At 35.9% G+C, this 21371-nt stretch carries 21 protein-coding genes and 2 pseudogenes; 7 read left to right on the top strand and 16 right to left on the bottom strand.

What is annotated here, in order from left to right; all coding sequences use genetic code 11:
- Nucleotides 1-5: 5 nt before the first annotated feature.
- Nucleotides 6-194, bottom strand: a pseudogene (locus tag F984_RS0103730) (alpha/beta hydrolase); the annotation flags it as partial.
- Between the two features lie 99 nt (nucleotides 195-293).
- Between F984_RS0103730 and F984_RS06410 the strand changes: the two are divergent.
- Nucleotides 294-1181 (top strand): LysR family transcriptional regulator, encoded by an 888-nt coding sequence (locus F984_RS06410; RefSeq protein WP_004707981.1) that lies wholly within the window; start codon nucleotides 294-296, stop codon nucleotides 1179-1181.
- An 88-nt stretch (nucleotides 1182-1269) separates the two neighbouring features.
- Here F984_RS06410 and F984_RS06405 read toward each other — a convergent pair.
- Nucleotides 1270-1668, bottom strand: a pseudogene (locus F984_RS06405) (DUF6670 family protein); the annotation flags it as partial.
- 381 nt (nucleotides 1669-2049) lie between these two features.
- On the opposite strand from F984_RS06405, the gene F984_RS22925 reads away from it, so the two are divergent.
- On the top strand, nucleotides 2050-2283 hold the full coding sequence (locus F984_RS22925) for a hypothetical protein (RefSeq protein WP_025469101.1): 234 nt from the start codon (nucleotides 2050-2052) through the stop codon (nucleotides 2281-2283).
- 76 nt (nucleotides 2284-2359) lie between these two features.
- Here the strand turns inward: F984_RS22925 and F984_RS06395 are convergent, their stop codons facing one another.
- From F984_RS06395 to csuAB, 6 genes are all read right to left on the bottom strand, one after another.
- Nucleotides 2360-3379 (bottom strand): Csu type fimbrial protein, encoded by a 1020-nt coding sequence (locus F984_RS06395; RefSeq protein ID WP_004707976.1) that lies wholly within the window; start codon nucleotides 3377-3379, stop codon nucleotides 2360-2362.
- A complete protein-coding gene (csuD, locus tag F984_RS06390; protein WP_004707974.1) occupies nucleotides 3376-5865 on the bottom strand; it encodes a Csu fimbrial usher CsuD in 2490 nt (829 codons plus the stop codon). The genes F984_RS06395 and csuD overlap by 4 nt, the downstream gene beginning before the upstream one ends.
- Nucleotides 5862-6695 (bottom strand): Csu fimbrial biogenesis chaperone CsuC, encoded by an 834-nt coding sequence (csuC, locus tag F984_RS06385; RefSeq protein WP_004707971.1) that lies wholly within the window; start codon nucleotides 6693-6695, stop codon nucleotides 5862-5864. Before csuC ends, csuD begins: the two co-directional genes overlap by 4 nt.
- The gene (locus F984_RS06380; protein ID WP_004707969.1) at nucleotides 6689-7207 is read right to left on the bottom strand and encodes a Csu type fimbrial protein; all 519 of its coding nucleotides are present in this window, start codon (nucleotides 7205-7207) and stop codon (nucleotides 6689-6691) included. Before F984_RS06380 ends, csuC begins: the two co-directional genes overlap by 7 nt.
- 4 nt (nucleotides 7208-7211) lie before the next feature.
- Nucleotides 7212-7760 (bottom strand): spore coat protein U domain-containing protein, encoded by a 549-nt coding sequence (locus F984_RS06375; RefSeq protein ID WP_004707967.1) that lies wholly within the window; start codon nucleotides 7758-7760, stop codon nucleotides 7212-7214.
- A gap of 73 nt (nucleotides 7761-7833) precedes the next feature.
- Nucleotides 7834-8370, bottom strand: a complete 537-nt coding sequence (gene csuAB / locus F984_RS06370; protein ID WP_002049140.1) for a Csu fimbrial major subunit CsuAB — start codon at nucleotides 8368-8370, stop codon at nucleotides 7834-7836.
- Nucleotides 8371-8952: 582 nt separating this feature from the next.
- On the opposite strand from csuAB, the gene F984_RS06365 reads away from it, so the two are divergent.
- From F984_RS06365 to F984_RS06355, 3 genes are all read left to right on the top strand, one after another.
- Nucleotides 8953-9591 carry a TetR/AcrR family transcriptional regulator gene (locus tag F984_RS06365; RefSeq protein WP_004707965.1) on the top strand — a complete coding sequence of 213 codons (639 nt, stop codon included), beginning with the start codon at nucleotides 8953-8955 and terminating at the stop codon, nucleotides 9589-9591.
- Nucleotides 9592-9800: 209 nt separating this feature from the next.
- Entirely contained in the window at nucleotides 9801-10187 is a 387-nt protein-coding gene (locus tag F984_RS06360; RefSeq protein WP_002049193.1) for a DoxX-like family protein, read from the top strand.
- 46 nt (nucleotides 10188-10233) lie between these two features.
- Nucleotides 10234-11067 carry an SDR family NAD(P)-dependent oxidoreductase gene (locus F984_RS06355; protein WP_004707963.1) on the top strand — a complete coding sequence of 278 codons (834 nt, stop codon included), beginning with the start codon at nucleotides 10234-10236 and terminating at the stop codon, nucleotides 11065-11067.
- Nucleotides 11068-11206: 139 nt separating this feature from the next.
- Here F984_RS06355 and F984_RS06350 read toward each other — a convergent pair whose 3' ends face one another.
- Entirely contained in the window at nucleotides 11207-13042 is a 1836-nt protein-coding gene (locus F984_RS06350; RefSeq protein ID WP_004707961.1) for a monovalent cation:proton antiporter-2 (CPA2) family protein, read from the bottom strand.
- Between the two features lie 192 nt (nucleotides 13043-13234).
- Nucleotides 13235-14470: a sodium/glutamate symporter gene (gene gltS, locus F984_RS06345; RefSeq protein WP_004707959.1), complete on the bottom strand. Its 1236-nt coding sequence runs from the start codon at nucleotides 14468-14470 to the stop codon at nucleotides 13235-13237.
- Between the two features lie 362 nt (nucleotides 14471-14832).
- Between gltS and F984_RS06340 the strand changes: the two genes are divergently transcribed.
- Nucleotides 14833-15984 carry an alpha/beta fold hydrolase gene (locus tag F984_RS06340; RefSeq protein WP_004707957.1) on the top strand — a complete coding sequence of 384 codons (1152 nt, stop codon included), beginning with the start codon at nucleotides 14833-14835 and terminating at the stop codon, nucleotides 15982-15984.
- 713 nt (nucleotides 15985-16697) lie between these two features.
- The gene (locus F984_RS22765) at nucleotides 16698-17024 is read left to right on the top strand and encodes a hypothetical protein (RefSeq protein WP_004707954.1); all 327 of its coding nucleotides are present in this window, start codon (nucleotides 16698-16700) and stop codon (nucleotides 17022-17024) included.
- Here the strand turns inward: F984_RS22765 and F984_RS06330 are convergent.
- The 6 genes from F984_RS06330 to F984_RS06305 all read right to left on the bottom strand — a co-directional run bounded on the left by F984_RS06330 (nucleotide 17021) and on the right by F984_RS06305 (nucleotide 21271).
- On the bottom strand, nucleotides 17021-17491 hold the full coding sequence (locus F984_RS06330) for an AnBLUF65 family BLUF photoreceptors (RefSeq protein WP_002049354.1): 471 nt from the start codon (nucleotides 17489-17491) through the stop codon (nucleotides 17021-17023). The two genes, F984_RS22765 and F984_RS06330, sit on opposite strands and share 4 nt — an antisense overlap.
- A gap of 163 nt (nucleotides 17492-17654) precedes the next feature.
- Nucleotides 17655-18017: a NirD/YgiW/YdeI family stress tolerance protein gene (locus tag F984_RS06325; protein WP_004707950.1), complete on the bottom strand. Its 363-nt coding sequence runs from the start codon at nucleotides 18015-18017 to the stop codon at nucleotides 17655-17657.
- 282 nt (nucleotides 18018-18299) lie between these two features.
- Entirely contained in the window at nucleotides 18300-18944 is a 645-nt protein-coding gene (locus tag F984_RS06320) for a glycosyltransferase family 2 protein (RefSeq protein ID WP_002049169.1), read from the bottom strand.
- Nucleotides 18941-19540 (bottom strand): class I SAM-dependent methyltransferase, encoded by a 600-nt coding sequence (locus tag F984_RS06315; RefSeq protein WP_004707947.1) that lies wholly within the window; start codon nucleotides 19538-19540, stop codon nucleotides 18941-18943. The genes F984_RS06320 and F984_RS06315 overlap by 4 nt, the downstream gene beginning before the upstream one ends.
- Nucleotides 19515-20309: a PIG-L deacetylase family protein gene (locus tag F984_RS06310; RefSeq protein ID WP_004707944.1), complete on the bottom strand. Its 795-nt coding sequence runs from the start codon at nucleotides 20307-20309 to the stop codon at nucleotides 19515-19517. Before F984_RS06310 ends, F984_RS06315 begins: the two co-directional genes overlap by 26 nt.
- Complete coding sequence (locus F984_RS06305) at nucleotides 20297-21271, bottom strand: acyl-CoA dehydrogenase family protein (protein WP_025469285.1); 975 nt, start codon at nucleotides 21269-21271, stop codon at nucleotides 20297-20299. The genes F984_RS06310 and F984_RS06305 overlap by 13 nt, the downstream gene beginning before the upstream one ends.
- Nucleotides 21272-21371: the final 100 nt, after the last annotated feature.

Below are 21371 nucleotides of genomic sequence, written 5' to 3'. Positions count from 1 at the left end.
TTAACTCAGATATTTTTTTGAAAAAATGGGATGATCTTTGCTTGTGCGACAGGTTCAGGTTTTTCATATAAGTCGTAGTGAGACCAACCTTCTACAATCACAAGCTCTTTATTTTCTGAACGTGCTCGTCCATAAATTTCCGAACTATCTCGATATGAACCAAACCCACCGACCTTATCACCTGCAATAATCAACTCATCTGTGTTGACTTTGTTAAAGGCATATTAACAAGCAATGATTAGCGTGATTAGATGCTATAATTCGATCGTAGCTATTAGCAAAACTTATGAATCATGAAAATTAATCTGAATGATTTAAAAACATTTTCTGAAGTAGTAAAAACTAAAAATTTTACAAAAGCCGCCGCATATATGGGCGTTACCCAATCTGCTGTAAGCCAGAGTATTAATAATCTTGAAGCACAGTTAGGTATAAAATTATTAAACCGTTCTACCCGTAGCCTCACCCTTACAGAAGCAGGCTTACGGCTTATTGAGCTCGTCGGTCAAAACATTGAAAATATTGACTTAGGCATAGAACAAATTAGCTCTATGAAAGACCTACCCAGTGGTCATGTACGTATTTCTGCCGATGCATTTACCATTAAATATTATTTATGGCCAAAGCTTAAAAAGCTTGTAAAACAGTATCCCGATATATCTTTGGAACTGACTTCTGAAAACAGACGAATTGATATAGCAAAAGAAGGATATGACGCCGGAGTACGTGTCGGAAACTTGGTCGAAAAAGATTTAATTGCAGTTCCGATTAGTAAAGAAATTCCTTTTCGCTTAGTTGCCTCACCTGAATATTTAGACAAGTATGGAACACCGAAATCTATAGACGACCTTAAAAAACACAAAGGCATCTATATACGACTTTTAACCGATAACTCTCTAATGGCGTGGGAATTTAAAGATAAAAATAAAAGTGTATTTTTTAGAGGCCCTGTTCAACTGGTTATGACCAGTTTAGATGAAATGTTTGATGCTGTACTCGATGGTTGTGCTATAGCTTATTTGCCATATTTTTTAGTTAAACCAGCTTTAGAAGATAAAAAGTTGGTCAGTTTATTGGAACAACACGCAGTCACCTTACCGCCTTTTTATTTGTTCTATACAAGTCGTCGGTTAATGTCTCCAGCCTTTAAAATTGTTAAAGATACGTTGAGTGAAATATAAAGAAAGTTCTCAAATCTAAAATACCCGTGAAGTACCAACACTGCATTTAATTATGCAGTGTTCACTTTACTTTCTTAAATAATAAAATTTATCGGCGATCTATATATTCGAGATAACCCCTTCCCACTAATGGCTGATCATAGAATTCACCTTGCCACGCATAGGAAGAAACAAAACCAGCAGCCAATCCAAAACAATATGGAGTGTCGACTTGAGCTGAAATATCTAAAACTTTTTGATTATTGTGATAAGCAGCCCAGCGAAAAGTATTTGGTACATTCATTGAAAAATTATCAGGTGTAATCAGTGGTTCTTCTTGAAGGCTGGTTACTTCAAAAAGTATATCTCCGTTGTATTGAATTGACGTTCCATCTATATGGCGGTAGTAAACAGAAGTCATAATCGGCTGATCTTCATAGCAAATAAAAGCCAGCAATAACTGCTGTTCATGATCAATATTGATGACTTGATAACTAAAAACTTTCACTGAAAATGTATATTCTCAACTAGCTATTTTTATTAAAAATAATATTTCCAAAAAACTCTTTAAATAGAATGTATTAAAACAAAAAAGCCAATTCTTTCGAATTAGCTTAATTACAACAGACCAGCTTTACTTGAAAATTGCTTCTTGCTTTTATTGTTCGCAACAATCTTCATTTGTTTTTGTTATAGCCTCAAATTAGCCTTTCATTATGACAGTTCGATTAAAAAAACATCAGGTATAAATATGAAAACAAACTTGATACATATATTGTTCATTTTAGAGAAACACATCACAATTTTAAGGGATCCGTATGATAAATAGCTACACACCTAAAGGTTTAAATCTATTATGCTTGAGTTATCGAATTGTTAAGTATGTATGATGGAACAGCAAACTTTATTACAAGAACTGAACTCTCTCATTGAATACTATTCAAAAAGAACCGATTGCCCACCTACTCGTATACGCATCGGCTATAGAGCTTATGCCAAACTGATGCAGTGCCCGCCTTTTGCGGATGAAGTAATGAACTCGGCGCTCGATCCAAATAAACGGAAATATAAAAAGATAAAGATTAAAATTACTAAAGATGATGACCAATTAGAGCTTGAGTAAATTTTTAAAACTAATGACTTCATTTAAAGACAAAAAGCCCATGAACTGAGCTTTTATCTTTCATACAACACAACTTTTAAAACTCGACTTGTACCGTAACCGTATCTTGATACGTTCCCGCTGGTACAGTGTCTGCATTTTCATCGACAATTTTTGTGGTAAACACATAACTCTGCTGGGTTACTCCGTTATGCACGCCCGGATTAACCGTTGCGTTTAAACTCGACCAACGTTCGTTACCACTGCCCCATCGGTCATTCGATGAATTTTTAAAAATATCGTATTTTAAATACGTATTTCCCGTTTGTGACTTCATGGCACGCTGGTTACCGTTTTGCGGGGAAAGTCCATTATTTAAACTGACATAGTATGGGGTATTTACCGAGCAACGGATTCCCATAGACGACTGAACAGGTTCAAGCTTGGAAGCAAACGCCGCCGTACCAAAGTTTACGTCTTGAGCTAAAATTCGGCAGTCTGGAAGTACAGTAATTGAGAGTGAACCAAGGGAATCCGCGCCAGTTCCCCAGTTAAAACCAATACCTAATACCCCACGTTTAAACCCCGGGCTTTCAAAAAAGATCCCGATGCCAGCAATAGCAACACCCGGTACCGAATAAAACCATTTTACTTTTAAAGGTGAATCAGCCTGATAAACACCAGGTGATACGCTTTGCCCAGCCGGAAGTCGTATATAAAAGGGTAAATTACCATCTGGTCCGCTAAAAAGTTTGACCAGCGTAAAGCTACTCATGTCTTTTTCTTGGCCTAAGCTTATGATTTCATTGTTACTATCTAAAATAACAGCATTGAGCTTTTCTCCGGTTTGAGCATTGGTAAATGAATTCGACATTTGCTCAACCCGATATTTTAGGTAGGTCATGTTCGCCAAAGCCAAGCTAAAACCCGTGCATGACAAACCTGAATTAAACTGTGAAGAGTTTTCACCGTTTTCTGTTAAATAGATAGACGGAACCGAAATAGAAGATGAACCAGAAGCACTCACATTACATGCAGCATGAGCCAAATTTCCAGCTAGCATTAGTCCAGAAAATATAAATAAATGGCTAAGTAATTTTTGTGTTTTTATATTCATGGTAAAGATACCTCATGACACGTAACAGGCTTAACCACCACAATTTGTTGTTTGGCTTGCTCTACATCTACAGAAAAATCTGCCTTACAAATACTTTGGTCCGAACGCTGAACCGTTACGGTATTGTTCGGTTTTAAATTTTCTAAATAGACAATGCCATCCATTCCCACATAAGACGACTCTTGGTCAGCTCTATGCACGACAGAACCTACAGGCATCGGTTTGCCGTCTGCTTGAGTTAAATAAACGTTAGCAGCAATAGACTGATGAACTGGGAACTTAATCACAACGCCAGAACCGCGTTTCGCAGCAATACGCTGTTCAACTTGTGTGATTGTAAAGTTTGAAGGTAAGTCTATTGGGTCGACGCTGTATTTACCCGAATAGTAAGGCGTAACGGATGGCACAAAAATATGGCCTTTTTTATTGCTACGGCCAATTAGGCTGTTTTCATATCTGACCAAAACATCCGGCACTTGGTTGGTATCAATCAATGCAAAAGAATCACCTAAACGGTTTGAAGCAAATACTTCTCCTGCCATATAAATGAGAGATCCAGATAGACCAAACCAATAGTTATAGTCATGGTTTCCAGACATCCCAAAGTCGGTATTGATATAACCGTTGCGGTAATTGACTCGTGCCTGATTTAAATCTTCACTATTTTCATTATAACGTCGGGTTAAATCGACACCGAAACCACCTTCGGATGGCACAGAACGGTTAAAGTTAATGTAGCCGGTATCGCCTTGTTTATTAAATGCATAACCCGAGTTTACAGTTGCGTTTCGCTGAAACAGCGGTATCGAAAGTTGAAATGCAGCACTCCACTCTTTTTCAATAAAGTCACGGTTGGCACTTAAAGAAACAGTCACGCCATTCATATAAGTCGGTAGAACAGGCGCCCATGACAAGTTTAAGAAGCGGTTTTTAAAGTCATTTGCTTTAGTATTGATATAACCAACACCAAAGGTGCCTGAGTTTTTAGTGGCAAAGTAAGTATTAGCAGTTAGGCTTTTATTACTATTCACTGAAATTAAGTTGCTATATTGCAGCCGTGAAAGGTCGGTATATTCATCATCACGCTGGTTATGGTTAATACTAAAACCAAACCGATTACGGTTATAGCTGTACCCAACCGTATATTGTTTCCCTTCCAAGTCTTTCGTCCGATCTTCAGACATAGATTTATCGGCTTTACTTTGGCTAAAAGAAGCACTCAGTACACCTAAGTTTGCAAGTTTGAGTACAGACCCTGCACCGAATAGCTGTAAGTCTGAAGAAAGCTCGGTACGCCCTTCTACCGTAAACCAGTCATTTACCCCATAACGGGCATCGGCTGCACTTGCAAATTTCCCATAAGAAAAATTCTTAAGTCCGTAGTCTTCACGGATTTTCCCTAAAGACAATGAGTAGTCAAATAAGCCGGGCTTTAGCAAAGTATTAGAAATATAAAACGGGACTGCTGTTGTGACCTGACGTCCGACTGCATCGGTCGTGACCACTACGGCTTCCCCTTTACCGTTAATAAAAGGAACATTATTTAAAATAAACGGCCCGGACTGTACTTCTGTTGAGCTGGTCTTTTGCCCGTTAATAATTAAATCGACTGTGCTGGGTAACGCTGCTTGCCCAATAAACTGCGGCAATGGATAGGTAATTAAATCTGGTCGGGTTGAATAGTTTCTTTGTATCTGAAAACCGCCCAGACGAACAGAACTTCCCCAAGTCGTTTTACTACCCGTAATAATGTCACCAAGCACAAAAGATGTAGCGTTCTTTTGATTATCGAATTGCCAAGAGGTGTCATAACGACGATAGCCGTCATTGTCTAAAGACTCGGCATTACCTTCATTTTTAAATTGATTTTTAACATAGACCCCAGAATTTTTAATTACACCGAGCGGTGAGAAAAAGCGCTGCTCTGTAAATAAACTGCTGGTTGAACCACCCTGATGTGGTCTATAAGTATAAAAATCATAGTTATTGAGCAGCCCTATACCCGACTGAGCAACGACAGGCTTATACCATGAGTCTTTACCTAAAACTTGGGTCGGCATCCAAGCGGGTGGAAAATTAAGCTTAAAATATTGATTTGATGATTGATACTCATAGCTCACATCTTTTAATTTATCTAAAGATATCCAGTCACTCGCATCGCCACTAAATCCCAAAGTTAAAACATCTTGATTGGTTAAAGTAGTCTGGTTGTTGGCCAATAACTCTTGAGGAATTTGAATTTCCAACTCATCAATCAACTTTTTCTTTTGTATAAAGTACTCATCATTTTTAACAATAACAGGTACGACTTGCTGAATTGAATATTGGTTTACGACTAAATCCAGATATAATTTAAAAAGTTGATTAATCTCATTAATATTTTTTGGTGGTGGAGGTAAATCTCCAGCAAGAGCAATATTTAAGCAACCACCCGACAACAAAATTAGCAAAATACTTTTGCATAAATTATTATGCCGACGGATCATGTTGGATCCTCCATTTTGCTGATTTCGATCAACTCTTGTTTTATGCCAGAGCTATCAACACCGTAAATTTTAGAGGTTTTTGACAACTCATTTGCAGTCGACTTATCAATGGTAAACTTCACAGTACTATTCGATAACACATAGCCGAAAGCAGCTTTTCCTAAAGAAATATCATGACCAGTTTTTGATGTTTTAAGCGCAGAAAGACGAGCAAATTTCTGTCCATTATTTTTTAAATATAGCTCAGACTGGCCTTTGTCATTGTTGCGGACTGACCACTGTAAAACAGGTTTGGCTAAAGGATTTTTTGCATTCGCTTTTTGGCTCTCTTCAGTTAAGCCACTGCCTATACCTTTTCCATAGGCAAACAACGGAATTGAATAACGCATTTGGAAACTTACTTTAGAAGCATCTTGTTCATTTCCATCAGAAAGGCGAATCGGTAACTCATCTACAATCAAACGATATGACTGCTCTTTGCCATCTGGCAAATTGGCACTTTTGGTTAAACGAAGCATATGCTTCTCGCCTGCTTTAATTTTAGCTACAGGCGGGCTAGGTATAATTTCTGATTGCTCGCTATAGTCATCTTTTAAACCATTTTGACTCCATTTAAACACCCGAATTTGCACCATCGCATCGGTCTTGCCAGTATTTTGGAGCCAAACCGCGGTTGCTTTTTCATTGGCTTCTATTTTTGGATAAATTGGCCAAATTAAGAAGGTTGCTTGCGCCATCACAGGTGTAACAAGTGATAATGTACTTGCAAATAAAAAAGATTTTAAAATGCCATTTTTAATAAATGCAGAATTGTTCATACAAATCACCATGTAATCATTATTGAAACAGTATCTTTATAAATTCCAGCCGCATGTGATTCATTATTATTTTCTAAATCAACGACACCATATATTTCAAAATTTGCTAGACGGTTTGTAGGTGTTGTAGCAGGCAATAAATATTTATTACCAACTACATATTCACTAGCCAAACTACTCGAATTATATAATTTGTAAGGTAGATAATTAGAAGATGAGCTATTTCTCATTCGCCTTATATTATTTTGTAGATTTTCACCACCATCTATAGAAATACTTACAGGTAAACTTTCTGTACAGCGTATATTCCAAGAACTTTTACTATTTATAATACTAGCAACCACTTTATCTTTTGATAAAGCCGAGTATTGACCAAAATCAATCTTTTGTTCGACATTATCTATCGAACAACCATTTTCAATTTTAGCTTGAACTTTAAAACTCGAATTTAATTGAGGATCAGCTGCATATATAAGTTGACTCATAGATAGCAACAACATTGCCTTAAAATAAAAAAATTTCATTTTCTTAAAACTCAATTGTAATTGGTACTATATCTTTATATTCACCCTTAGATATACCACTACCATCATGTACAGCTTGACCAAAAATATCGATATTCTTTTTAGTATTCATATCATTAAGTATAAAAACATCATTTGCTCTAATGACTTGTTTATTTAAACCATAGAGTAAATTATAAGCGATAAAATCTTTACCATTACTTAATGCATGATAATAATTTTGTGAGAATGAAATAGGAACTTTACTATCATTATTTCCAGATCCAAATATTATTTTTACAGTTGAAATACCAGCACATTGTATTTGTAAGCCGGAATTTCCGTTATTTATTAAACTTGCTTCCAACACCCCATTAAAAGCAGTTGTAGCTTCTCCAAAATCTACAGATCCAAAATTTAAATTTGCTGTATTATTTTCTACAACTTTATTATTGATAGAACAAGAAGGTAATAATTCAATTTGACTTGTTAATTTAGCTCCAATTTCACCCGCATTTAATGAAGTAATTAAAAAATATGAAAATATAAATGCTGAACCGCGATTGAATATCATCTTCCCTCCATTTAAAACAGGTTCACTCGTCTCTGAGTAAACCTGTCACTCAATTAATTATTTCTTTTTATATTTAGAAATTTACAGTGACTAATAGAGTATCTTTATAATCACCTTGTGCTTTTGCTGTACCTGTATTTGGTGCAATTGCACCGAAAATTGGCACCGCTGTAGCTTGTCCACTCACTGTAGTGAACTGTTGTGGTTGGTTCACAACATAGAGGTTTGTACGTGCAGCATCACGGTAAACGTTATATGCAACTACATCAGCAGAAGCAGTATTTTTTAAAGTACGGTCTGTACGTTCACCACCATCAATTGCGACTGTAAAATCAACAGGATCTGTGCCGTCACAAGTTACAGAAATATTGCCACCTGTTGCAGCTGAAGCAACTTCAGCCGTTAATACGTTGTTCCAAGTACCGGAAGTTTTACCAAAATCTAAAGTACCAAACTTGTTCATATTTCCTTCAGTTTGACTACCACCTACAGTACAGCCTGTCGAGATATTTAATTTAACGTCAACCTGTCCAGTAACAGCTGCTTGAGTATTTACCGCATAACCAGCAACTATTAATGCTGCAAGAAGTGATTTCTGAATGTTTTTCATATTCATAACCTACATATATAATGATTAGATTTGTAGAACAAAATGAATCAAACTTGATAAATAAAATACGGCTAATTTGTTTTATATATAAAACAAACTATCTTTTACTATTGTGTGATTCTTTTCACAATTTAATAACAATTATTTAACTTGTATACATACATTACAAAAAGACTATGTTTACTTATTTAAAATTCTTTTTCTAAAGACCATTAAAAAACAAGATTAAATACCCACCCCTACTTTATAAAAATGACTGAAAATCAAAAAAAACAAATATCACTCTTTAAATAAAAATTAGTCAATATTTATTCAAATACAATCATTTATAGACTATGTAAAATTGAACACTATTTATTCTTATTTAAATAGGTCAAATGACCTATTTAAACTATTTCTAAAGAAAAGGAATTAAGTCGCTCGACCTATTTTTTAATTTTAGATTGGGTCGCCTGACCTAAATTATAAAAATATAGGTCATATGACCTATATTTAGTTTAATAGAATTTAAATATTTTATTTATATTTTTCTAATTTCATGGTTTAGAATGCCTTTTTTAAATAGTACTTACAGGCTGGATAATGATCAAAATTGATACCTTTGATACTATACAAATAAAGAAGTCCTTTACTACACTAAAAGGGCAAGAAAGAATAAAGCAAATCTTAAAAAATGCTGAAATAGTTTTTCTTACGAAAGGTTATTCTGGTTTTAGTATGAGAGGAGTTGCCACCCAATCTAATATTAGTTTAAGTACCCTACAGCATTATTTCAAAAACAAAGATCTTTTATTAAAAGCTTTACTTAATAAATTAATTTGTGACTACATACAGCGGATTGAAATTTTAATTAATTTAAATGTGAATGAACCTCCTTTACATCGGTTTATGAATATTATCACCAATATAATGTATGAAATAGAACAACCGATCATTACTCATACATTTAAAGAGGTGTTTTCTATTTCAGACCATCTCCCCTATGTTTACGATTTTTTGTCAATGATACAAAAGTATAATTTCGAACTGATATATAAAATTATACTTCCCATTCATAGTGAAATATCTTCAGAAGAATATAAAGAAAGAGCTATTATTATAATTACCCAACTTAATGGATATTTAGTTCAACATTCAAATAAAAACACAGATGAATATTATAAAGAATTTCTAAGAAATATAATTTTAAAAAATATATCAAGATTAGTGAGTGAACCATAAATTTAGAAACATAGGAGCACTTCTCCTATGTTTTAATAAAAAAACATAAATAGATTAGTCGTATTCTATACAATAATATTCTTAAAAAATAACAATCAAAAAATGATTAAAAAAACAAACCAAATTTCATTTTTATTGAAGAAAAATTTAAATCGAAACATAATAGTTACTATGATGAAAATAGAATTTTGAACTTTTAGAGAGTCTCAATGGGTAATGCTAAAGCGTTAAAATTTATAAACTTTGTACTCGCTTTCTTATGGATTTATCAAGGCGTCGTTCCTAAAATCATTTTTATTAACTCTGATGAAATTTTTGTCTGGCAAACGATAGGACTTTCTTTTGATTATGCAAAACTTGCAGGTCGTGGCAGTGGTATAGCTGAAGTGATTTTTGGTTTATTATTTCTTTTCTCTCCTCACAAATATATTCATTATTTAAGTATTTTAGGATTATTGGGTTTACTGCTGTTAATTGGTTTTTTAATACCCTCTACACTTATTTCACCTTATAACCCTATCGTAATGAATATTTCGATGATAAGTTTATCGATTATTTATCTGCTTTTATTAAAAGAGCAAACCGCTCATTTATGAAAAATTGCTCAATAGCTTTGAGTTTTAAAAATTTATAGAGATTTCAATGAGTTTATCTAACTGTGAAGCTGGTTGTGTAGTCATTACTGGAAGTACAAAGGGTATTGGTTTAGCACTTGCCCATGCTTTTTTAGATCTTGGTTGTTCCGTTGTAATAGCGGGACGAAATGTTGAGCATCTTAATCATGCCCTGTCTCATTTAGAAACTCATTTCAATAAAGAGAAATTTATTGGTTTATGCTGCAATGTGACACAAATTGCTGATGTACAAACACTGTGGGATCGAGCAATTCAGCATTTTGGGCAAGTTAATGTATGGATTAATAATGCAGGTAGTTGCCACCCTACAAAAGAGCTCATTGACCTTCAACCAGATGAATTGAAAACAACCATATCGACTAATATTTTAGGCACAATGCTCGGTTCGCAAGTAGCTCTAAAAGGCATGCTTAAACAAGGTTATGGCCAAATCTTTAACATGGAAGGTTGGGGAAGCAATGGCGAATGGAGTGCTGGAATGACTGCCTACGCGACAACTAAACGGGCGGTAAGTTATTTTAGTAAAGCACTTTATAAAGAGACTAAGTCGACTCCTATCTTAACTGGTACTCTCAGCCCGGGTATGGTAGCAACCGACTTGTTAGTTTCATCTTGGACCCATGGCAATATACAAAACTGGAAAAAGATGAAACGCTTATTCTTTTTTGTAATTGACCCTCCTGAAGTTGTTTGTGCGTATTTAGCAAAACAAATTATTCAAAATAAAAAAGCTAACCGTCGAATCGCATGGATAACACCTTGGAAACTTTTCCTTAGATTTTTACAGCCTTACTACTGGCGCAGAAATCCTGTTAAAGGCACAGCCTTAGAGCATCTCTAGGTTAACTTAATATGATTAGCCATTTAACTTACTAAAGTAAGACAGTTTGATTGGTAAATGGAGGACTTCGTTGTTAGGTACTTCCTCCTATAGAAAAGCTCAGTAAAAGTTCTTTTAAAGCCATTACTGAGCGTTATAACTAATCAGTTCCCTCATTCTCTGAGGCATTATCTTTATTTAGAATACGTCCTTCCCGCTTTGGTCGAATCAATGGTGCAGTTGGTCTTGGATGATAAGTATGGGTATATTGCATACCTACTCCTGCATTTACGTCATCTGCTGCGATTTCAGTCTCAAAGCGTTCATTATCAAGATCACGTATTTCCTCGGTAATTCTTTCTACTTCGTCTTCATCTACACCAAGTTCTTGTAAAATCACTCCACCAAACTTAATCGCAGATTCAAACGTTTCACGGATCATAAAGTCTACTTTTTGTTTGACTAAATGCAGTGAATGCTCACGGTCATATGAACGGACTAATAATTTTGCCAAAGGAAATTCGTGAGTAACCAATTCAACAATTCGATTAGTCGTTTCCTTACTATCTACACACACCACAATCGCCTGTGCTGTTGCAGCACCGGAAGCATGTAAAATATCTAAGCGACAGCCATCCCCATAATAAATTTTAAAACCAAACTTTTCAGCGTTTCGAATCATGTCGGTATTATTATCAATAATGGTGACATCTACGCCTCTTGCCAACAGTAATTGACTGGTGACCTGCCCAAAGCGCCCGAAGCCAATCATTAAAACACTACCGCTTAGTCCATCAGCAATATTGATGTCTTCCAATGAAACCTTTGCTTTAGCTTGAGTAAATCGTTTAAAAATAATACCGACAATTGGAGTCAATACCATTGAAAGTACAACAATCGCAGTTAAGTTAGATTTGACAGTACTATCAATAACTTGGGCACTTAATGCAGCAGAGAAAAGTACAAAGGCAAACTCTCCCCCTTGAGCCATCAGTAAAGCACGGTCTAATGCTTCTGTATGAGGACTTTTGGTTACTCGAGCGACAATATAAATCATGAGCGCTTTAACAAACATCAGGGCCACTACGCCACTTACAATGAGTTGCCAGTTTTGAGCAACCACTGATAAGTCCAGTGACATGCCAACACCAAGGAAAAAGAGACCCAGTAAAATTCCTCGGAATGGCTCAATATCGGCTTCAATTTGATGTCTAAACGTTGATTCAGATAAAAGTACACCCGCCAAGAAAGCTCCCATTGCCATAGTCAAACCACTGACTTGCATGAGCAATGCCGCACCCAACACAACCAGTAAAGCTGCGGCCGTCATGACTTCTCGCGCTTTAGCAGCGGCCAAGAGTCTAAATAACGGATTAAGTAACCAATAGCCTGCCGCAATGAGACCTGCAATTGCCAGTAAACCAATTCCAATGTTTTCCAGACGTACAGATGTGCTTTCGACTACATGATTTGGTGCCATAAAAGCAACAATAGCCAGTAGTGGCACAATTAATAAATCTTCAAAAAGTAAGATGGCTACAATTTTTTGCCCACGTGGTTGAGTCAAGTCACCCCGATCGCCCAATAACTGCATCACAATCGCAGTCGAGGTTAGTACAAACCCTGCCGCGCCAATAAAAGCGACTTGCCATGTGAAACCAAACAATAGCCCTACGCCAGTCAAAGCTAACGCACAAATAATGATCTGCAACGTACCAAGACCAAAAATTTCTCGTCTAAGGCTCCACAAATGTGATGGTTGCATTTCTAAACCAATCACAAAGAGGTACATCACTATTCCCAACTCGGCAATATGTAAAATTGCTGTGGAATCTTGAAAAAATGCAAAACCAAATGGGCCAATAATCAGTCCTGCGATTAAATAACCTAATACTGAACCCAAACCAATGCGTTTAAAAATAGGGACTGCAATGACAGCAGCTGCCAATAACACTACTGGAGCAACTAAGCTTATTGAATGTGCTTCTGAGCTCATACATTTCTCATTTTATTTATCTGCAATTTATTCTATGTGAAACTTGGTGTAAGGGCGATTACTAGTTTTGAGAAAAAGCATCCTAAAAATAAAATGGCTTAAATCATCGGGAAATAAAAATTGAGCCTATACAGGGAAAGAAATATTCATAAACAAACACCCATAAAAAAAGCCCTACCGGGCTTTTTTTAATTAAGCAATAAATTTCAACATGAGCTGAATGACCGTCGCATTAATTAAGTCGACAAAGAATGCGCCACAAAGTGGAACAATCAAAAACGCCTTATGCGATGGACCATACATATTGGTAATGGCTTGCATATTTGCAACGGCAGTTGGTGTAGCCCCCATACCGAAACCACAGTGACCTGCTGCTAATACTGCCGCATCGTAGTTTTTCCCCATGACGCGGAAAGTCACAAATGCAGCATATAAAGCCATGGTGAGTGTTTGAGCACCTAAAATAACTACAAGCGGGCCAGCTAGGTCGGCAAGTTGCCAAAGCTTTAATGAAAGCAATGCCATTGCTAAATAAAGTGATAAAGATGCATTACCAAACACATCAATCGCGCGGTCGAAAATATCAATTTTCAATACGCTTTCTAAAATATTTCTTAAGATTACGCCGCCACCAAGTGCCCAAACGAAAGTTGGTAACTCAAACCATGTTCCCTTACTAAAGCCCGTCATAAATTCAGCAAACGCTAAACACGCTGCAAACATACCGAGTGTGGTAATTGCATTATCGGCAGTAATTAAACGAACTTGATGCGGGTTTTCAAACGGCGCGAGATCATCTGAATTTTGTTCAACATGCGTATCGCGATGGTGAATCTCCGCATTAGTTTTTGCTTGAGCAAGACTATAACGGTTAATAAGTAATTTGGCTAAAGGGCCACCAATCACACCGCCAATAATCAAACCAAAAGTCGCACTCGCCATACCTAGGGCTAAAGCACCTTGAATACCATGCTGACTTTCTAAGATTTCACCCCACGCACCTGCTGTACCATGACCACCAGTTAAAGTAATTGAACCTGCAATTAAACCAATAAGTGGGTCTAAACCCAATAATGTCGCAAGGCTCATACCAACAGCATTTTGCACAACAATAAATGAGGCTACACAAATTAAGAAGATGACTAACGCACTACCACCTTCTTTAAGCTTCATAAAATTGGCACTTAAACCAATTGAAGCAAAGAACACGAGCATAAAGCTGGTTTGTAATTCACTACTAAAAACAATGCTGTACCCCCATAAACTGTGGACAAGCAAAGAAACTACCGCAGCAACCAAACCACCGGCTACAGGTTCAGGGATATTGTAACGTTTTAAAAAATCAATCCGATTAACAAGAAAGCGGCCCAACAATAAAACGATGACCGCCGAAATTAGTGTATAAAAACCATTAAAAACAAATTCCATATATACTACTTTCTAATTACATTTCTAATCGATTGTAAAATAATTATATTTTATTTTTTCATATGTAAAAAAAACACAAATAAACTTTACAAAATTACCCTAGCAATACATTTTTTACTATTCTTAAAAATAGCTTAAATTTTTAAATATTTTATACATAATTGTTCATAAATTCTTATTTAACGATTAATATCAAATGCTTAAATAAAATAATTCAAAATTTAAAGATATTTAGGGTTTGATACCTTAAACAGAAAATCCTGTCTTTTAAGTCACTGAACTCATCTGCTATTCCCGTTAATATTCCTCGAAGACCAGCTCGTTATTTGCTCTGGGCAAAATATTTACAGGTTTTATATTCAATGAGTTTATTGCTTAAAGTTCGACAGAATGTTCCACAAGTGAAGTCGATTAAAACGTCACTTAAAAAGCGTGCTGGTCAGAAAATACCTCACATGCTGACCAATGCATCAGATCTGTTTTTTAGAGGCCCTCAAATTGCCTTGTCAGGAAAAACACCTTTTGATGTGATTTATAAGCATGAAATTATGAGCTTACGTCACTATAAAAATGAGGCTGAAGCTCCTATAGCTAAACACAGCGTACCGTTAGTCATCGTTCCACCATTAGCAGTCAACATGCTTATTTACGATTTGTTCCCTACACGCAGCCTTATACGTTACTTTTTAGCTCAAGGTTTTGATGTCTATTTAATCGACTGGGGCGTACCAACCCGACATCAGGCAAAATACAATTTTGGCACCTATATAAAAGTCTTTATGCCTGAAATGTTAAAACAGGTTCGTATACATAGTGGACAACAACAGCTCTCTTTACATGGCTGGAGTTTAGGTGGTGCTCTTTCACTCTGCTATACCGCGTTATTTAAAGATAAAGATATTAAAAATTTGATTATTCTTGCTTCACCTATCGACACCCATAAAGCGGGTTATATGGGTAAACTTTATGGAAGCTTGACCAAACCTGCACAGTGGGTTCGTAAGCACACCCCTTTTCGTATTCGCCAACATGTACCAAGTGAAGTGTTTCATATTCATGGTTGGCAAAACACACTCGGTTTTAAATTAACGGACCCAATTGGCAATTTAAAAACCTATTGGCAGCTTTTAAAAAATCTTGATAACCGAGAATTTATTGTTGACCACGCCACCTCTAGTTCATTTATAGACAATATGCTGGCTTATCCAGGCGGCGTTATGCGTGACATTATTTTACGTTTCTGGATTGATAATGAGCTATCAACAGGTGTCGTTAAGTTTGGCGAACTTACAGCTCATCTAAAAGATATTGATTGTTCAGTGTTAGCCGTGGGTGGCGATACAGACATTATTGTGACCGCCGATGCCGTTAAACCCCTTATGACCTTAATTGGTAGTAAAGATAAAACATTCAAAACCGTACCAGGCGGCCATATGGGGGTGGTTTCAGGTAGCCAAGCTCCTAGTTTTGTTTGGCCTGAAATAAGTAATTGGTTAGTGACCCGTTCAGACTAATACTTTTAAAAGCACGAAAGCCAGCGTAGCCAGTTCTACGCTGCTTAAAATTCAAACTATGCAAAAGCTTTTTATTTGATTAATCCATATGCATGTAATTGCTTATCACACGTTATAAGTACGATTTTATAAAACACAAAGATAATAAAAAATTGCCACTTTATAGTTAACCAATATATTAATTTAGTCATAAAAACATAAATTTTATTTATCACAAAACCATTTTTAAAATAAAAAATTTTATCAAACGTTAAATTTTTCTTAAAACATATCCATTTTATTTAAATAATATTTTTGACTTTTAAGACTATCTACCTAAAGTCGATGTTACTTTTTGTTATTTGTGTAAAGCTCAACTCAACAGGGATTTTACTCAAATATTTGAAATACAATAATTTTAATTTATTATTCATTGTAAAATATGTACATTATTTGAACAATTGTAGGCAATATCTCACAATCATGTAAGCCAAAGCTTACAACACAAATGATTGTTTTTTCTATAATTAATTTCAGTACATATAAGCACTCTTTACTATTAAATAGAAAGCTGAATATTAATAAAGAGATCTGGAGAAAATGATAAAGTCATCTTTATTAATATAAAAACTCTTAATAATAGAAAAAGAATCTCAAAAAATTAATATGTACTATCTTTCCTCTGGAAACAGAGGAAAGATACCTTTTTATAATCTTCAGATAGGGTATAGAAAATGTTTATCGCAAAAAATATATTTGTATATTTACTATCAATGTTAGCTCTATGCTTAATGATTATTTTTTTTAATTACCTAGGAATGAATGAGACGACTAATCTCTTAATTTCTTCGGCACTCTTTGGAATATTTATTACGTGGTACTACAAAGGTAGTGGACTATGTATTGCTCTTTTTAGTTTTTTTTACTGGGCAATGTTCGTGATTAGTCAAAGTTTAGAAGTGATATGGATGCTTTCGGTTTCATTGATTGTATATTTAGTGATGACTAAAATTGTACCTAAACTCAAGCACATCCATATCGGTATAACGTCAAATAGTTAGAATGGATTTACTCCCCGATTAACCATTCCAACTTTCCTAACCGTATCAACTTTAGTTTGCTCTGCAATTAATAGTTCATTTAAGAAAAATTTGAGATTTTGCTGATTAAGCAAAATTGGGTTAAAAGTACTTTCTCCCATCTTGAGAAAGAAAGCCTCGATATTTGTATTGCGTTGCACATATTTCATTGACCAACGTTGAAAAGAGTTTTCTTCAATGGAATATGTGCATAACCATTTAACATTGTGGTGCCTTTGATCTTTTTGAATTTTCTCAAATAATCTTTCTACTACCTCTTTTTCGCCTTCTAAACATTGAAAAAATGCATTATCGGCATAATAAAGTACTCCACAAATCTCGTTCAAATCATTGAAATCACGAGCTTCTGTTAGGATATCACGCAAATCTTGTAGCAAATCTTCATTATTTTCATTTCGTTGGCTGGCATAACACAGTCGAACGTTCATAAGACTTCCGTGAAATATAAAATTTCATTATTAATGGAATTTTCAACTTAACACACCTTTAACAGAAATACTTTACATTTCATTATTATAAAAAATTCGTAACCTTTCCTAATTTCAATAAAAAAGCCCGAAACTAGTTCGGGCCATGGTATTTATAACCACATTATTTAACACGTTCAATTTGTAAAACTTCAATTTCGGTGGGCTTAATACGATGTGTGTCAACTTCACCTACAATACGTACTTTATCTCCCACTTTTAATTGCCAACCGTTTGCTAAGTCATCATCAACATCAATCACGATGGAACCCGTTTTGTCTTTAAGCTCATAATGGTCGCCAGCAATATGCTTTACGATAGTTCCTGTGAGGGTTACACCTGTTTCATCAGCTAATGTTTTTGCTTTTGAAACAGTGACTACATTTTTTGCGGCTTGATTGAGTATAGCCGGATCAGTTCTTGCAAAGGTTGCACTGCTACCGAATAAAACCAGACTGGTAATTGTGGTTAACACTATTTTTTTCATTAAAATTTCTCCTATTCTTTTATTCATAGTTATCTAAACAATTTCTTAAAACTGTGAGTTTTAGCTTTTGTGATTTTTTGTGTCATCATGTCAGATGTACAATATTATTGTTGGAGAAGCTTTTAGACTGGCTCTTTTTTTTAATCATTAAAATAAAAAAAACCACATCGGGTGATGTGGCAAAAAGATGTAGCTTACTGAACCAAAAAATAACGTATAACAGAGGATATAAGTCTAGAATAGATATTAATTATTAAAATAAACTTAAGAAAAAAATATTAATTAAAGATTTTCTAAAAATTTAGATAAACCTTCTGGTGCCCTTCCTTCTAATCGACTACTAGTGGTTACTCGAACTAAATTGCTCCATGTAATATTACAACACTGTCTTATCAATTTATTAATGAGGGAAACATCTTCATGACAAGGAACTGGTTCAAAACCACCAACTTGCATATAAACAGCAGCACTAAAACTTAAATTTGCACCATGAATATGATGATGATCCATACAGTCTTGATAATGTGACAAATACTTTTTTTGTTTTATAACAGATAATCGGCTCAAGTCATCTAAAGTCACAATACCGCAAATTGCATCTGTAGGCTGATGCAAAATTTGGCAACGCAACCAGTCGGGACTGACGATACTATCGGCATCGGTACAGGCAAGCCAAGTTGCTCCATTTTGAATAACTTGACGAATACCTAAGTCGCGGGCCTTTCCAACACACGCATAATTACATTCAATCCAGCTTACTCCATAACTTTGTACAATTGAGCGCGACTGGTCTGTACAGCTATCGAGCACAACCATAACCTCAACCTGTTCATCCGGTACTTTTTCTATCGCATCTTGAATTGACTGCAAACAGGCTGGCAAATGCTGTTCTTCATTATGCGCTGGAATCACAACACCTATTTTCATCGTAATTGTTCCCGCTGAGCTATTGACGAAGAATTAACAGTCCAAACATCAACCATAAAGTCCGGATCGTTTAGACTTAAATAATGATGAAATGGAAAATATTGTTGAAAGCTTTGGTGTACTTGCTTGGCATTCAATTCAAAATCCTGAATATCATGTCGCCAATGGCAACACAAAATTTCCCCTTCCGGGTTTAAGGCCTGCTTTAATTTTTCAATAAACTCATCTAACTCATCGCATGTGAGGTAATACGCCACTTCGCTAATCACAATTAGGTCAAATTTTTGTTCATAAAAATCTTCAGGTATTTTTCTATTTTCAACAGTCACATGTTCAAATGCTTCTAACCTTTGGGATGCGAGTTGAACGGCATGCTCGGAGACATCTATACACAATAGACGCGCAGCACGCTGAGCTAGATAAACGCTTAAATGCCCATTTGAACAGCCAATTTCTAAAACTTTTTCATAATGAGGTCGTGTTAATAATGCAAGGCAGATTTGTCTTTTACGGGCTTCGTACCAGTGATAATCATAGCCCCATGGATCATTATTACTACGATACAACTCCTCAAAATACATACGAGAATGAGTCACTCAGATATACCTCATAAGGCATTAAAAGACGGCTAATGGCACTAGAAGACAAAACGGCGGAATTGCCTGTACTTTCATCGGCTTCAATTTGTGTTTTAAATTGCATAACTGCTTGAACTTTTTTATTTAATTGGTTTTCAGTTAAGGCATAAGCTTGTGCTTTGGACCAATCAATACGTGGGTCTAAAGGCTCTGCCCAATGCCATGCCCAAATCAGTACATGCACACATACTAATTGATGCACTTTTGCAAAGGCCTGCACTGTTTTCCCGACGGCCTCATGATCTGGATGCCCATCAAATGCATAACTACAAATTAAAATATCTTCAGGTTGAACGATTTGGCTGAGCGCTTGATTTAATAGATGAGTCTGTGAGTGAATCTGACCATCGGTAAGGTTTAAAGCAATTCGTTCAGAATGATCTGAGACACCTAAACTATTCAAAGCAGCAAAAGTCTCTTGCGGACGTAATTCGTTTAATTGGTCTGGGCTATATTTTGTTGAATGGGGATGGCTTTGCGTGCCATTACTGACCGCCACAATAACAAGATGACAATTTTCTTTGATTAGCTGCTGCATTAAACCACCACAGCCAAGCACTTCGTCATCAGGATGCGGAGCGACAATCATCACTCTTTTCGCACGAAACAATTGTAAATTCAGCCCATCTAAAGGATGCGTTTTAAATGCCTCTAGCCACTTAAACTTCGGTGTTCCTTCACCTGAAATTACGCGATCTTCTACTAAGGGATGAGTTAAAGTTCCCATAAGCTTTTCTCCGGCAAACAGAGCTCTGCAATAGACTCATAATCAAAAGCCGCATGGCTCTGACGAATAAAGACAGGCAAATCAGCAATGAGCTGTGAAAATATAGCTTCTTCACAATAAGGACGCGCGCCTAAAGCTTTACCAACAAGTTGAATAACACTCTGGCAGCATTGTTCTGTTTGAGCACGCAATATACGGATTTCTCGCTCATGACTGAGCATAGGCTCTTCATCAATAAGCTTGGCAATATATTGAAAATACTGTTTTGTTACAGAAAGCTGTTGAGCTAATTCCCCTAAATACATTTTTTTAAATGCGTTTGGGCTGAGTTTGCAACTTTCATGTAGGAAGCTAACTAAACGTACCGCTGCACCATACCAGCAAACGGCAACACCAGCCGCACCATGCCAAAATCCAGGACGTTCCAAATAGCGATTTGGCTGACCTATAACCGTAACGGGAGTATTGTCAAAATGTACCTGAGCAGTTTGAGTGCCTTGCATACCAACGGCTTGCCAATGATTTAGGTCAACATGAACCGAAGGATCACTTAATTCAACAATACAAAGCTGTGCTTGGCCTTGCTTGTCCTTATAGCTCATTAAAGCCTTGTGAATAAACTCAGCGCCAGAACACCAAGTTTTGATACCGCTACAATGATTGTTCTCGACTTGTAGAGGTGCAGGCCCGCCCTCTGCTGCCCATACCGCCCACGTTTGCTCATCTATTTCAGCTTGATAACCCAGTTCTTTTAAAATACTTAAAGCATCACAATGTGACTCAAATAATTTAGCTAGACTTAAGTCACTCCCTGCAATTTGAGCGAACATTTGCCACCTTTGGTAGGTTTGACCTGATGCTGGATAGGGTAAACTTTTAGCTAAACTTACTAATTCTTGAAGCAAGTCTTGGCGTAGCTGACTTTTGTTTTCAGCTTCAGCATGTTCGAATTCATTCAACATACTCAAGATTTTCATATTTATAGATATTTTAATATTCATTACAAATAATTATTCAAAAGTATTAACTTAAACATATCGAAATAATTCTGTTTAATTAAAG

It is taken from the genome of Acinetobacter nosocomialis NIPH 2119 (assembly GCF_000368085.1).
In the GTDB taxonomy this organism is placed as follows: Bacteria; Pseudomonadota; Gammaproteobacteria; order Pseudomonadales; family Moraxellaceae; genus Acinetobacter; species Acinetobacter nosocomialis.
The sequence above is the reverse complement of the archived record's forward strand: the minus strand, read 5'-3'. Positions and strand labels throughout refer to the sequence as shown.

Excerpts from the sequence above, each read along its gene's own strand:
- F984_RS06325 (WP_004707950.1), bottom strand. The coding sequence starts at position 18,017 with ATGAAAAAAATAGTGTTAACCACAATTACCAGTCTGGTTTTATTCGGT.
- F984_RS06410 (WP_004707981.1), top strand. The coding sequence starts at position 294 with ATGAAAATTAATCTGAATGATTTAAAAACATTTTCTGAAGTAGTAAAA.
- F984_RS06360 (WP_002049193.1), top strand. The coding sequence starts at position 9,801 with ATGGGTAATGCTAAAGCGTTAAAATTTATAAACTTTGTACTCGCTTTC.
- F984_RS06340 (WP_004707957.1), top strand. The coding sequence starts at position 14,833 with ATGAGTTTATTGCTTAAAGTTCGACAGAATGTTCCACAAGTGAAGTCG.
- F984_RS06365 (WP_004707965.1), top strand. The coding sequence starts at position 8,953 with ATGATCAAAATTGATACCTTTGATACTATACAAATAAAGAAGTCCTTT.
- F984_RS06305 (WP_025469285.1), bottom strand. The coding sequence starts at position 21,271 with ATGTTGAATGAATTCGAACATGCTGAAGCTGAAAACAAAAGTCAGCTA.
- F984_RS06375 (WP_004707967.1), bottom strand. The coding sequence starts at position 7,760 with ATGATATTCAATCGCGGTTCAGCATTTATATTTTCATATTTTTTAATT.
- F984_RS06320 (WP_002049169.1), bottom strand. The coding sequence starts at position 18,944 with ATGAAAATAGGTGTTGTGATTCCAGCGCATAATGAAGAACAGCATTTG.
- F984_RS06395 (WP_004707976.1), bottom strand. The coding sequence starts at position 3,379 with ATGAATATAAAAACACAAAAATTACTTAGCCATTTATTTATATTTTCT.
- F984_RS22925 (WP_025469101.1), top strand. The coding sequence starts at position 2,050 with ATGGAACAGCAAACTTTATTACAAGAACTGAACTCTCTCATTGAATAC.
- F984_RS06380 (WP_004707969.1), bottom strand. The coding sequence starts at position 7,207 with ATGAAATTTTTTTATTTTAAGGCAATGTTGTTGCTATCTATGAGTCAA.
- F984_RS06330 (WP_002049354.1), bottom strand. The coding sequence starts at position 17,491 with ATGAACGTTCGACTGTGTTATGCCAGCCAACGAAATGAAAATAATGAA.
- F984_RS06350 (WP_004707961.1), bottom strand. The coding sequence starts at position 13,042 with ATGAGCTCAGAAGCACATTCAATAAGCTTAGTTGCTCCAGTAGTGTTA.
- F984_RS22765 (WP_004707954.1), top strand. The coding sequence starts at position 16,698 with ATGTTTATCGCAAAAAATATATTTGTATATTTACTATCAATGTTAGCT.
- gltS (WP_004707959.1), bottom strand. The coding sequence starts at position 14,470 with ATGGAATTTGTTTTTAATGGTTTTTATACACTAATTTCGGCGGTCATC.
- csuAB (WP_002049140.1), bottom strand. The coding sequence starts at position 8,370 with ATGAAAAACATTCAGAAATCACTTCTTGCAGCATTAATAGTTGCTGGT.
- F984_RS06355 (WP_004707963.1), top strand. The coding sequence starts at position 10,234 with ATGAGTTTATCTAACTGTGAAGCTGGTTGTGTAGTCATTACTGGAAGT.
- F984_RS06310 (WP_004707944.1), bottom strand. The coding sequence starts at position 20,309 with ATGGGAACTTTAACTCATCCCTTAGTAGAAGATCGCGTAATTTCAGGT.
- csuC (WP_004707971.1), bottom strand. The coding sequence starts at position 6,695 with ATGGTGATTTGTATGAACAATTCTGCATTTATTAAAAATGGCATTTTA.
- csuD (WP_004707974.1), bottom strand. The coding sequence starts at position 5,865 with ATGATCCGTCGGCATAATAATTTATGCAAAAGTATTTTGCTAATTTTG.